Origin of the sequence: Pantoea sp. V106_11 (genome assembly GCF_029967885.1) — a bacterium.
In the GTDB taxonomy this organism is placed as follows: Bacteria; Pseudomonadota; Gammaproteobacteria; order Enterobacterales; family Enterobacteriaceae; genus Pantoea; species Pantoea ananatis.
Map to the genome: position 1 here is coordinate 306451 of NZ_JASCAK010000037.1, position 13491 is coordinate 319941.

General features: G+C 55.6%; 11 protein-coding genes. 10 read left to right on the top strand and 1 reads right to left on the bottom strand.

The window, feature by feature from the left end; genetic code table 11:
* From flgC to flgL, 10 genes are all read left to right on the top strand, one after another.
* Positions 1–405, top strand: a complete 405-nt coding sequence (gene flgC / locus QLG08_RS20280; protein WP_013025348.1) for a flagellar basal body rod protein FlgC — start codon at positions 1–3, stop codon at positions 403–405.
* A 12-nt stretch (positions 406–417) separates the two neighbouring features.
* A complete protein-coding gene (gene flgD, locus QLG08_RS20285; RefSeq protein ID WP_013025349.1) occupies positions 418–1089 on the top strand; it encodes a flagellar hook assembly protein FlgD in 672 nt (223 codons plus the stop codon).
* A gap of 26 nt (positions 1090–1115) precedes the next feature.
* Positions 1116–2363 carry a flagellar hook protein FlgE gene (gene flgE, locus QLG08_RS20290; protein ID WP_014606134.1) on the top strand — a complete coding sequence of 416 codons (1248 nt, stop codon included), beginning with the start codon at positions 1116–1118 and terminating at the stop codon, positions 2361–2363.
* Positions 2364–2383: 20 nt separating this feature from the next.
* Positions 2384–3142, top strand: coding sequence for a flagellar basal body rod protein FlgF (locus QLG08_RS20295; RefSeq protein ID WP_014593419.1), 759 nt, complete (start codon positions 2384–2386; stop codon positions 3140–3142).
* Between the two features lie 17 nt (positions 3143–3159).
* The gene (gene flgG / locus QLG08_RS20300) at positions 3160–3942 is read left to right on the top strand and encodes a flagellar basal-body rod protein FlgG (RefSeq protein ID WP_013025352.1); all 783 of its coding nucleotides are present in this window, start codon (positions 3160–3162) and stop codon (positions 3940–3942) included.
* Positions 3943–4007: 65 nt separating this feature from the next.
* Positions 4008–4712, top strand: a complete 705-nt coding sequence (locus QLG08_RS20305; RefSeq protein WP_014593420.1) for a flagellar basal body L-ring protein FlgH — start codon at positions 4008–4010, stop codon at positions 4710–4712.
* A gap of 9 nt (positions 4713–4721) precedes the next feature.
* Positions 4722–5831: a flagellar basal body P-ring protein FlgI gene (locus QLG08_RS20310; protein WP_014606133.1), complete on the top strand. Its 1110-nt coding sequence runs from the start codon at positions 4722–4724 to the stop codon at positions 5829–5831.
* The gene (flgJ, locus tag QLG08_RS20315) at positions 5831–6775 is read left to right on the top strand and encodes a flagellar assembly peptidoglycan hydrolase FlgJ (protein WP_013025355.1); all 945 of its coding nucleotides are present in this window, start codon (positions 5831–5833) and stop codon (positions 6773–6775) included. The genes QLG08_RS20310 and flgJ overlap by 1 nt, the downstream gene beginning before the upstream one ends.
* Positions 6776–6899: 124 nt before the next feature.
* Positions 6900–8540, top strand: coding sequence for a flagellar hook-associated protein FlgK (gene flgK / locus QLG08_RS20320; RefSeq protein ID WP_072136625.1), 1641 nt, complete (start codon positions 6900–6902; stop codon positions 8538–8540).
* Positions 8541–8554: 14 nt separating this feature from the next.
* A complete protein-coding gene (gene flgL, locus QLG08_RS20325; RefSeq protein WP_013025357.1) occupies positions 8555–9517 on the top strand; it encodes a flagellar hook-associated protein FlgL in 963 nt (320 codons plus the stop codon).
* 282 nt (positions 9518–9799) lie between these two features.
* Here the strand turns inward: flgL and rne are convergent, their stop codons facing one another.
* Positions 9800–13102 (bottom strand): ribonuclease E, encoded by a 3303-nt coding sequence (gene rne, locus QLG08_RS20330; protein WP_282473144.1) that lies wholly within the window; start codon positions 13100–13102, stop codon positions 9800–9802.
* Positions 13103–13491 lie beyond the last annotated feature (389 nt).

A 13491-nucleotide genomic window follows, 5' to 3' on the forward strand; every position in this document is an offset into this window, starting at 1 on the left:
ATGGCCTTGCTTAATATTTTTGACATTGCCGGTTCAGCGATGACCGCGCAATCACAGCGATTAAACGTCAGCGCCAGTAACCTGGCAAACGCCGACAGCGTAACCGGTCCGGACGGACAGCCTTACGTGGCAAAACAGGTCGTTTTTCAGACCGATGCCGCCGCTGGCGCCGCAACGGGGGGCGTGAAAGTGGCGCAGGTGGTGGACGATCCGACCCCGGCAAAACTGGTGTATGACCCAGGTAATCCCATGGCCGATGCCAAAGGGTACGTGAAGATGCCTAACGTGGACGTGGTAGCCGAAACGGTTAACACCATGTCGGCGTCACGCAGCTACCAGGCTAACGTCGAGGTGCTGAATACCGTGAAGTCGATGATGATGAAAACGCTGACGATGGGTCAGTAACGGAGAAAAATAATGGCTATTTCGGTAGGCGTTAACGAGAAGCTGGACCCCACGGTACTGAGTTCATCCAGTACCGGAACGGGGAACAGCTCTCAGGACCTGCAAAACCAGTTCCTGACCATGCTGGTCACGCAGCTGCAAAACCAGGATCCGACCAATCCGATGGATAACAGCCAGCTGACAACGCAGCTGGCACAGATCAACACCCTGAGCGGCATTGAAAAACTCAATACCACGCTGGGATCCATTTCCGGCCAGATCAGCACCAGCCAGTCTCTGCAGAGCTCCACGCTGATTGGGCATGGCGTGATGGTGAATGGCTCTCAGATTCTGGTCGGCAAAGGCACCACGACGCCATTCGGCGTTGAGCTGACCAACGCGGCCACTACCGCCACGGCGACGATTAGCGACGCGCAAGGCAACGTGGTGAGCACTCAGGATCTGGGCGCACTGAGCGCCGGCGTCCATACGTTCTCATGGGACGGCAAATTACCGGATGGCAGCGTGGCGCCAGACGGGAAATACAAGGTTGCGATTGCTGCCAGTAACAGCAGCGGTCAACAGGTGGCTCAGCCACTTAATTATGCCTACGTCAATGGCGTAAGCACGGCGGGTAATACCGCAAAACTGGATCTCGGCACCATGGGCTCCGCCACCCTTGACGACGTACGTCAGATTCTCTGATTCACCTGTAGACAGGAGAGGTTTAAATGTCATTTTCACAAGCGGTCAGCGGTCTCGGCGCTGCCTCAAGTAACCTGGACGTTATCGGTAACAACATCGCTAACTCCGCCACAGCGGGCTTCAAATCCAGTACCATCGCGTTTGCCGATATGTTTGCCGGCTCTAACGTGGGTTTGGGTACAAAAGTTGCGGCCGTTATCCAGAACTTCAACGATGGCTCTACCACCACCACCAGCCGTGGGCTGGATGTTGCGCTGAGCGGCAACGGTTTTTTCCGTCTGACCAACTCGGCGGGCGCGGTTTCCTATTCCCGTAACGGCCAGTTTACGCTGGATCAGAACCGTAACCTGGTGAATACCCAGGGTCTGAATGTGACCGGCTATCCGGCGTCAGGCGTGCCACCCACAATCCAGACCGGTGCGAGCCCGGTTGCGATTAAAATCCCTACCACGCAAATGCCGGCGAATGCCACCACCACGGCGAATCAGGTTGCGAAGCTGAACTCCACGTCTGCAGCACTGGATGACACCAAGTTCTCGGCGACTGACCCAACGACGTACAGCGCCAAAAACACCATCACTATGTACGACACTCAGGGTAACTCGCACTCGCTTGATCTGTACTTCGTTAAAACTGCAGACAACACCTGGAAAATTCACGGCATTGACTCCACTGCGGGCTCAAACGTGGGTAATTACCAGATGAGCTACAATGCCAACGGTCAGCTGACGGGCGTTTCTTCACTGGATGCGACCGGCAACGTCGTCGCGGGCTCAACCACGGCCAGCACCGCTACTGTGACCATTCCCGGTGTGAATGGCGCAAACGGTACCACCGTCGCCTTGAACTTTGTGGGCAGCCTGCAGCAAAACACCGGTGCCACCACGTTTGGTAACGCCACACAAAACGGCTACGCGCCTGGCGACCTGACCAGCTACGCCATCAACAATGACGGTACCATCACCGGCAGTTACTCCAACCAACGTACTCAGCTGCTGGGACAGATCGTACTGGCCAGCTTCTCTAACCCGGAAGGTCTGAAATCTCAGGGCGACAACGTCTGGGCAGAAACGAATGCGTCTGGACAGGCCGCTGTTGGCCTGGCGAACACCGGAACATTTGGTTCACTGACCGCAGGTGCGCTGGAGTCTTCGAACGTCGATATGAGTAAAGAGCTGGTCAACATGATCGTCGCGCAACGCAACTATCAGGCGAACGCGCAGACCATCAAAACGCAGGACCAGATCCTTAACACCCTGGTCAACTTACGTTAATTCGCTAACGGGATTGCTCTATGGATCACGCGATATATACCGCGATGGGCGCGGCCAGTCAGACACTGGATCAGCAGGCGGTTACCGCCAGCAACCTCGCCAACGCCTCAACGCCCGGTTTCCGGGCGCAGTTGAACGCGTTGCGTGCTGTACCGGTTAACGGCTGGTCACTGCCCACGCGTACGCTGGTAACGGCATCCACGCCGGGTGCCGATATGAGTCAGGGTGCAATGGATTACACCGAACGTCCGCTGGACGTGGCGATGCAGCAGGATGGCTGGCTTGCAGTGCGTACTGCAGACGGCAGCGAAGCCTATACCCGCAACGGCAACATGCAAATCCGTTCGGACGGCACGCTGACGGTGCAGGGCAATCCCGTCATGGGCGAGGGCGGCCCGATTGTGATCCCACAAGGTTCAGAGATCACGATTGCGGCTGACGGTTCGATTACCGGACTGAACGCTGGCGACTCACCCAATGCCACCGTGCAACTGGGTCGTCTGAAGCTGGTTCAGGCAACAGGTAAAGAGTTACAGCGCGGTGATGATGGCATGTTCCGTCCGACCGCCGCAACGCAGGCGACTCGCGGTGCCGCACTGCAGGCCGATCCGAACATGCAGGTGATGCCCGGCGTTCTGGAAGGCAGTAACGTCAAACCGGTTGAGACCATGGTCGATATGATCGCCAATGCCCGACGTTTTGAGATGCAGATGAAAGTCATTTCAAACGTCAACGAAAACGAACAGAAAGCCAATCAGTTGCTGAGCATCGGCAGCTAAGGCACGAGGATAAATACATGATTCGTTCTTTATGGATCGCGAAAACCGGTCTTGATGCCCAGCAGATGAACATGGACGTTATCGCCAACAACCTGGCAAACGTCAGTACCAATGGCTTTAAACGTTCACGTGCGGTATTTGAAGACCTGATGTACCAGACGATGCGCCAGCCGGGTACCCAGTCATCTGAGCAAACCACGCTGCCGTCAGGTTTGCAAATTGGTACCGGTGTACGTCCGGTGACGACCGAACGTCTGCATACCCAGGGCAACCTGTCGCAGACCAATAACTCAAAAGATATCGCCATTAACGGACAGGGTTTTTTCCAAATCCAGATGCCAGATGGTACGTCTGCTTACACCCGTGATGGTTCGTTTCAGGTCGATCAGAATGGTCAGTTAGTGACCAACTCCGGTTTCCCGGTTCAGCCTGGCATCACGATTCCCGCTAACGCCACCAGCATTACCGTGTCGCGCGATGGTGTGGTGAGCGTTACCCAGCAGGGGCAGACACAGGCCGCCCAGGTTGGTCAGTTAACGCTGAGCACCTTTATGAACAATGCCGGTCTCGATAGCGTGGGTGAAAACCTCTACAAAGAAACCCAGGCATCCGGTGCCCCGACTGACAGTACGCCGGGCCAGAACGGTGCAGGTTTGCTGTATCAGGGCTATGCCGAAACCTCCAACGTTAACGTTGCGGAAGAGCTGGTCACCATGATCCAGACGCAGCGCGCGTATGAAATTAACAGCAAAGCGATCAGCACCTCCGATCAAATGCTGGCGAAGTTAACTCAGCTGTAATACGAACAGGGCCGGCTCAGGCTGGCCTGAAGAACAGTCATTTATAAGGTCGTGACTCCGTGGCGATGCAACATATTCTCAAGCCTGGACATTGGTTAGTAGCAAGCCTGCTACTCACTCTTAACGGTTGTGCACTGGTACCGCGCACGCCGTTGGTGCAAGGGGCGACCACGGCTCAGCCGTTGCCATCTGCACCACCGGTGGTGAACGGTTCAATTTTTCAGGGCGTCGCGCCGCTTAACTACGGTTATCAGCCGCTGTTTGAGGATCGTCGTCCACGTAATATCGGCGATACGCTGACCATCACCTTGCAGGAAAACGTCAGCGCCAGCAAAAGTTCAACTTCGAATGCCAGCCGTAACGGCAGCGGCAGTCTGGGCATCACGGCCGTTCCTACCGGTTTAGCCGGTTTAGCCGGCGCATCGGGCGAGAAAGCCAACTTTGCGGCGGGTGGCAAAAATGATTTCGCAGGTAAAGGCGGGGCTTCTGCCAATAACACCTTTACCGGCACCATCACCGTCACGGTGGATCAGGTTCTGTCGAATGGCAACCTGCACGTGGTCGGGGAAAAACAGATTGAGATCAACCAGGGCACCGAGTTTATTCGCTTCTCGGGCGTGGTTAACCCACGCACCATCAGCGCCAGCAACGCGGTGTTATCAACGGCCGTCGCCGATGCACGTATTGAGTACGTCGGAAATGGTTATATCAATGAAGCGCAGAATATGGGCTGGTTGCAGCGCTTCTTCCTGAATATCTCGCCGTTCTAAGAGGTTGCAATGAAAAAGTTAGCATTATGGCGTGTCGGTCTGGGGTTACTGTTAGGCGTAAGCCTGATGGCCCGTGCCGATCTGATTCGCGATTTAACCACCGTCCAGGGCGTGCGTGATAACCAACTGCTGGGCTACGGACTGGTGGTTGGCCTTGACGGTACCGGTGACCAGACCACCCAGACGCCTTTTACCACGCAGACCGTGAGTAACATGCTGTCGCAGCTGGGCATTACCGTCCCGCCAGGCACCAACATGCAGCTCAAAAACGTGGCGGCGGTTATGGTGACGGCAAAACTGCCTTCGTTTGCCCGCCAGGGACAGACGCTGGACGTGGTTGTCTCGTCCATGGGTAATGCGAAAAGTCTGCGCGGCGGTACGCTGTTAATGACGCCGATGAAAGGTGTCGATAACCAGGTCTATGCGCTGGCTCAGGGCAACATCCTGGTCGGCGGCGCGGGTGCCGCAGCAGGCGGCAGCAGCGTGCAGGTCAACCAGCTTAACGGGGGACGTATTACCGATGGTGCCACGGTTGAACGTGAGCTGCAGAGCAACTTTGGCTCGCAGAACACCATCAACCTGCAGCTCAACACCGAAGATTTCTCTATGGCGCAGCGTATTGCGGATGCCATCAACGCCCGTGGCGGATACGGTTCTGCTCAGCCGCTGGATGCGCGCACTGTGCAGGTCCGCGTATCGCCGAATAACGGTGCACAGGTTCGCTTACTGGCTGAGATACAGAATATCGATGTGTCTGTCCCTGTAGAAGATGCCAAGGTGATCATCAACTCACGTACCGGCTCTGTCGTCATGAACCGTGAAGTGAAACTGAATACCTGTGCCGTCGCGCAGGGCAACCTGTCAGTCACGGTCAATCAGCAGCAAAACGTGAGCCAGCCTGATACGCCACTGGCGGGTGGACAAACCGTGGCCACCACCAATACGCAGATCGATCTGCGTCAGAGCGGCGGCGCTCTCCAACGGGTTAACTCCAGCGCCAACCTGAACAGTGTCGTGCGCGCGCTCAATGCCCTGGGGGCATCGCCTATCGAACTGATGTCTATTTTGCAGTCAATGCAAAGCGCGGGTTGCCTGCGCGCTAAACTGGAAATTATCTGATGAACGATGCGCAATCGCTGATGAATGCGGCTTTCGACAGCCGCTCACTGAATGACCTTAAACGCCAGGTGACTGTTGATCCGAAAGGAAAAGCGCTACAGGTGGCACAGCAGGTCGAAGGGATGTTTGTTCAGATGATGCTGAAGAGTATGCGCGAGGCGCTACCGCAGGACGGCATACTCAGCAATGAACAGACCAAACTTTTCACGTCAATGTACGATCAGCAGATTGCGCAGGATATTGGTAAACGTGGCCTGGGCCTGGCGGATATCATCGTTAAACAGATGGAACCCGCCAAAGCACCGGACGAAACCGCCGGAACCGTACCGATGAAGCTGGATAACAGCTTTATCATGAGCAGCATAGGGGCAACGCCGCTGGAGCAGATGGTACGTAAAGCGATGCCGCGCCTGCCCGCGCCATCTCCGACCGGTCTGCCCAGCGACAGCCGCGATTTTATTGCGCAACTGACGCAGCCTGCTCAGGCTGCCAGCCAGCAAAGCGGTATTCCTCACCACCTGATTCTGGCGCAGGCCGCGCTGGAGTCCGGCTGGGGGCAGCGTCAAATCCTGACCCGTGACGGCAAGCCGAGCTACAACGTCTTCGGCATTAAAGCCAGCGGCAACTGGAAGGGCGAAACAACCGATATCATGACCACCGAATATGAGCATGGCGAAGCGAAAAAAGTGCGCGCGACATTCCGGGTCTATGGCTCCTATTTCGAAGCGTTAAACGACTACGTCAAACTGATTTCGAATAATCCGCGTTATGCGGCCGTGGCCAATGCGCAAAGTGCCGAGCAGGGCGCGCAGGCATTACAGGCCGCGGGTTATGCGACCGATCCTAAATACGCACAAAAACTGGTAGGAATGATCCAGCAATTCAAGAGCATGGGCGAGAAAGTCGTTAAAGCCTATAGCCAGGATTTAAGTACGCTGTTCTGATTATTCCGCCTCAAGTTTCACTTAAGCATGCCGATAATAACAGCAAGAGCCAGGCGCGCCAGCGCATGTTGGCGACCACACTGATGACAGCAACCCGGTTAACGGGGGAATGTAAGGAACCGAGATGTCCAGCATAATTAACTCCGCAATGAGCGGGCTCAGTGCCGCACAGGCCGCCTTAAGCACGACCAGTAACAATATCAGTAACTACACTGTCGCGGGTTACTCACGTCAGACCACCATTCTGGCCGAAGCAAACAGTACCCTGCAGGGGAAAAGCTATTACGGCAACGGCGTTAACGTCACTGGCGTTCAGCGTGAATATGATAGTTTTATCGCGGCTCAGCTGCGCGGTTCGTCAGCCACCTATAATGCAGCGAATACACAGTATTCGCAGGTATCGAACATTGACGATCTGATGTCGACCTCGACCACTAACCTGTCGACGGCGATTCAGGGCTTCTTCAGCAACATGCAGAACGTGGTCAGTAACGCCAACGATCCGGCGGCGCGTCAGTCGATGCTCAGCAACTCGCAGGGGCTGGTTAACCAGTTTCAGACCCAGGCGCAGTACCTGACCAACATGCAAAACAGCGTCAACACCAACATTGCCTCTAATGTTGATCAGATTAATACCTTCACCACGCAGATCTCGAATCTTAACCAGCAAATTGCCAAACTCAGCACGGCTAACGGTGCAACACCGAATGATTTGCTGGATCAGCGCGATCAGTTAGTAAATGGTCTGAATAATATCGTTGGTGTGACAGTGTCACAACAAGATGGAAGCTATACCGTTTCCATGGCTAACGGCCTTTCGCTGGTGAATGGTTTTCAGTCCACCAAACTGGTGGCTATGCCCTCCAGCAGTGACCTGACCCGCACCACAGTGGGTTATGTTGACCCACAAGCTGGCAACGTGCAGCTTCCCGAATCATCCATAACTACGGGTTCGCTGGGCGGTATGCTGAGCTTTCGTTCGCAGGATCTGGACCTGGCACAAAACCAACTGGGCCAGTTAGCGGCGGCCTTTACAACCAGTTTTAACGCCGTGCATAAGCAAGGCTTCGACAGCAACGGTAATCAGGGCGTCGACTTCTTTAATATCGGCACTCCTACGGCGCAGGGGGACAGCAAAAATACCTCTTCTGCCACCCTGACGGCAGCGTGGACTAACACCAGTGCCCTGCAGGCATCAAACTATACCGTCAGCTATGACGGGACAAACTGGTCAGCGACACGTTTGTCAGATAACAGCAAAACCACGCTTACACCCACGACCTCGGGCGGCGTTACGACGCTTAATCTGGATGGGATGAGCCTGACGGTCAACGGCACGCCAAACGCCAAAGACAGTTTCCTGGTGAAACCGGTTCAGAACGTGGTTAACGGCATGTCGGTTGCTATTACCAGCGGATCGCAAATCGCCGCTGCGGCCGCGACCGGCGGTGAAAGTGATAACCGCAATGCGCAAAAGCTGCTGGCGTTGCAGGATGCCAAAATTGTTAACGGCAACGCGACGATTTCCCAGGCTTATGGCGCGATGGTGAGTACCGTTGGCAACAAAACCCAGGCACTCAAAACCGCCAGCACGACACAGCAGAACGTGGTGACGCAGCTAACCAACCGCCAGCAGTCTGTTTCTGGCGTGAACCTGGATGAAGAGTACGCGAACCTGACGAAATACCAACAATATTACATGGCGAATGCGCAGGTTTTAAAAACGGCCAGCACCGTTTTTGACGCCCTGCTTAGCATCAACTAAAAGCAGAGGACATCATGCGACTCAGTACAAATATGATTTTTGACCAGCAGGTTCGCGGCGTTAGCGATGCGCAATCCTCCTGGTTAAACGCGGGAAAACAGCTTTCCACCGGACTCAGAGTGTCTAATCCTTCAGACGACCCGATTGCCGCTTCGCGTGCGGTCGTGCTGTCGCAAACGCAGGCGCAGGCAAGCCAGTATTCTGTTGCGCGTACCTTTGCCGACCAGGGATTATCGCTGGAAGAAAACACCCTTAACGGCGTCACGAACAGCATCATGAGTGCGCAGTCGATGATCGTGGCCGCGGCAAACGGTTCCTTAAGCGATGATGACCGCGCCTCCTATGCGACTCAGCTGGAAGGCGTGCGTGCGCAGTTACTGAACCAGGTCAACAGCAAAGACGCCAACGGTCGCTATATTTTCGCGGGTTACAAAACCGATAGCCCTCCGTTTGTGGACGGTGCGGGCGGAGTGACTTATCAGGGCGGAACCGACGCCATTACGCAAAAAGTGGACACTGACCGTACCATGACCATCGGTCATACTGGTAACAGCATCGTGATGTCTATCACCAGCAATGCGGTGAAAGAGCCTAACGGCGGTACCAGTGAAACGAACTTGTTTAACATGCTGGACAGCGCCATCAGTGCGCTGAAAGTGCCGCAAAACGGCGCGGACGATGCGACGAAAGCCACGTTTTCTGCGGCAATGGATAAAACCAGCCGTGGTTTGAGCAACTCGTTGAACAACGTGCTCAGCGTCCGTTCCGAGATCGGTACTCAGTTGAAAGAGTTAGATACGTTGAATGCGCAGGGGGACGATCGCAAGGTCATTTATGATTCCCAGATGAGCAGCCTGGTGGACGTTGATTACACCCAGGCGATCTCCAGCTACACCATGCAACAGCAGGCGCTGCAGGCTTCATACAAGACCTTTACCGATATGTCTCAGATGTCGCTGTTTCAGTTAAATTCATAAAAAATTTGGGCGTACTTTAACCGGGTGCGCTTAGTTTTTCCCACCGTCCTGATAAGGGACGGTGGGATTTTTTTTGCCTGCAGCCTGTGCGTTGCCACGAGGCCACTCTGAAAAGCATGCGTTAACGCGTGACTCCCGCGCGCGGTTTTATCCCTGTAACGCTGCCCTGCCTGAGAGCCGCATTCAGTTAAGGGCTGCGTGTCCCCGAACCATCACCTGTTACGCCGTGCAAGCAATAAAAAACCCGGCCGGAGCCGGGTTCATGTGTGCTGCTAGCGCGCCTTACGGCTTGGTGGCAGGTGCAGTAGCCTGATGGGTAGCGCTGTGGCCGCCAGCAGAACCTCTGCCCTCAAATTTAAAGGCCGGACGTTGCCAGTCACTTTGACGGGCAGGCTCGGGTTGCCACACTGGCGCAGGTGCCTTGGTCATCGGTGCAGAAGCAAAGTGCTTCCAGCGCGTTTCGGCGTTGGCTTTTAATGCCTCAACAGGGATGTCGCGTGCGGCAACAGGTGCATGAGGTTCACTAACCGGCGTAATGGCTTCCTCAGCGGCAACCGGCGCGTGTAAAACCTCTTCCACCTGCGCTTCGGTCGCAGCGCTGACTTCAGTGCCCGCATGCTCATCCGCCGTTTCTTCAGGCGCGGATTCTGCGACAACCGGCACGTTCACCTCCGGCACGCTCACTTCCGGCGCTTCGACAGCGTCAGCAGGCTGAGCCTGTTGCGCGATCGCTTCAGCACCGGCTTCAGCGGCGGCTGGAATCACCGAAGGTTCATGATGAACCGGGGCTTCAATGGCCTGAGTATCGTCAGTATTCACCACGGTAACCGGGGCGTCAGCCTGCGGCTCTGCGATTTGTACTGGCGCAGCCTGTGAAGCCGGCGCTTCCTCAGTGGCGACAGGCAGGGCAACAGCAGGTGCAGTCTCTTCACGGCTGTAGTCCGGTGTCGATTGAGGCGCATCCTGAACGATTTGCTCTTCATTCGCTTGCGCGACCGGGTAGCGAATCCAGACTTTGCCGGACGCCATTTCAGGCGAAGCCGCAGCGGCGTCTAAAGGCATCGCGGACTGAGTCGGATAACGTTCATCACGGTAACGACGGCGACGCTGACCACTTACGCGCAGATGGCGAGGTGAACGGCGTGAACGACGTGGCATATTGGCATTATCGCGACCTTCGTTCTCCTCCGTCTCTTCAACCTGCGACGTTTCGACAACAGGCTGCACCTTTTGAACGTCAGCCGATTCGGCTGATTCAACGGCGGCGGCCTGCGGCTGGTCATTGTTATCACCAACGCGGACTTTCTGCGTCAGCTGACGCGGTTTACGGCGTGGCATCACCTGAACGCGCTCGTCTTCCTGCGCATCCACAGCAGCAGGCGCGACCGCTTCGGCGGTTTGTTCCACCGCGCTGTTAGCGTCCTGCTGAGCACGTTTCTCTTCCTGACGACGACGCTGACGTTCAGCACGTTGTTCGCGGCGCTGTTGCTGCTGCTCATCACGCTGCTGGCGCGCTTCATCGCTCAGTACCGGACGATCGTCACGCGCCTCATTAGGCTGGGCCTGACGCTTGTTACGACGATTGTCTTCACGCGGCTCGCGATTATCTCGAGACTCACCACGGTTATCACGGTTATCACGGTTATCACGAGAGTCACGGTTATCGCGAGATTCGCGCTGTTGTGCGTTATCACCGTTGCGCGGGGTACGTTCGCGACGGTTGTTGTTGCGACGATTATTACGACGATCGCCACGCGGGTTGCCGTTCTCGTCCTCGCTGGTTTTCTGCGGGGCCGTCACCTCGGCAACCGGCTCGACAGCCGCCGGAGCAGGTTCGCCAGCAAACAGTTTTTTCAATCCGCTCAGCAGACGGCTGACAAAACCTTCACTGGCCGGCGCGGCCGCTGGTGCGGGTTGCGTCACAGTCGCTGAAGGTGTGGCCACTTCCAGTGAGGCTTCGGCCGGTGCTGGCGGCGCATCGGGCATCACAAAGGCTGCGAGAGCAGGCTGCTCTGGACGGCGGCGCTCAGCATGCTCCTCTTCAGATGGCATCGCCATCTCGGCTTCATGCAGTTTCGGCAGGTGATAGCTCAGCGTTTGCGTTTCTTCGCCTTTGCGCACGCGCAGAACGGAGTAGTGCGGGGTTTCCATCCGGTCGTCCGGCACGATGACCGCACGTACGCCGCCCTGACGTTTCTCGATAGCATTTACCGCTTCACGTTTTTCATTCAGCAGGTAAGAGGCAACCGGGACCGGCACGATAGCATGCACTTCTTTGGTGTTGTCTTTCAGCGCTTCTTCTTCAATCAGGCGCAGAATGGACAGCGACAGAGATTCGTTATCACGAATAGTGCCGGTGCCGCTACAACGTGGACAGACGTGGTGGCTGGACTCGCCCAGGGACGGGCTGAGGCGCTGGCGGGACATCTCCAGCAGGCCAAAACGTGAAATATGGCTGATTTGAATTCGGGCGCGATCCTGACGGACGGCTTCACGCAGACGGTTTTCAACCGCGCGCTGGTGACGAACCGGTGTCATATCGATGAAGTCGATAACGATCAGGCCGCCCAGGTCGCGCAGACGCAGCTGGCGAGCAATTTCGTCGGCCGCTTCCAGGTTGGTATTAAAGGCGGTTTCTTCAATATCGCCACCGCGCGTGGCACGGGCGGAGTTGATATCGATGGCGGTAAGCGCTTCGGTACTGTCGATAACGATTGAGCCGCCTGAAGGCAAGCGAACTTCACGCTGGAAAGCGGATTCGATTTGCGATTCGATTTGGTAATGGCTGAACAGCGGAATCTCACCGGTGTAGAGCTTAATTTTGCTGCTAAAGTCCGGACGGCCCAGCGCGGCGATATGCTGACGTGCCAGCTCCAGCACTTTCGGGTTATCGATAAGAATCTCACCGATATCCTGACGCAGATAGTCGCGGAAGGCGCGTACGATCACGTTGCTTTCCTGATGGATCAGGAACGGGGCCGCGCGGCTGTCAGCCGCTTTTTTGATGGCTTCCCAATGCTTCAGACGGAAGCTAAGGTCCCACTGCAGCGATTCGGCTGATTTACCGACGCCCGCCGTGCGAACAATCAGCCCCATCCCGTCAGGGAGTTCCAGCGCCGATAGCGCCTCTTTCAGTTCGGTACGGTCATCGCCTTCAATCCGACGTGAAATCCCACCCGCGCGCGGGTTATTTGGCATCAATACCAGATAGCTGCCTGCCAGAGAGATAAAGGTAGTGAGCGCAGCGCCTTTGTTGCCGCGTTCTTCTTTATCAATCTGAACAATGACTTCCTGACCTTCACGCAGCACGTCTTTAATGTTCGGACGACCGTGTGAGTTGTAATTAGCAGGGAAGTATTCGCGGGAAATTTCTTTCAGAGGGAGGAAACCGTGACGTTCTGCACCGTAATCGACAAAAGCCGCTTCAAGGCTGGGTTCGATACGGGTGATTTTACCTTTGTAGATATTGGCTTTTTTCTGTTCGTGTCCTGGGCTTTCGATATCCAGATCGTACAGACGTTGACCATCAACCAGGGCAACGCGCAACTCCTCCTGCTGAGTTGCGTTGATTAACATTCTTTTCATCGTAACGTACTCGTTATTCTTTCATGAGTGATTAAAGCTGCGGGCATAGTTACCCTGGACGAGTATCAACCGATGGCCCCGTGACTTAGTGCAATGTCGTCAACCTCACGGTTATCGACCGCGCGAGGGGCGCAAATAACGTCGGTGGCCTGTTTTTCATAAGGAACAACAGCACCAGATAGTGGAAATGCGAGAGATAATTCAGTAAACCCGTGCACTCCATCTCATGTCCAGGCCGCAACCCGCAGCCCGCTAAGTGTCTGATTTCGCATTACGTCTTACGCCATTGCTGCGTGTCTGCTCAATCCGACAAAATAACTAATTTCGTTTTTTTTCTTATCTGAATCTTCAGCTAAGAAACCCAAGCATTATTCCACTGCTAACCTTCA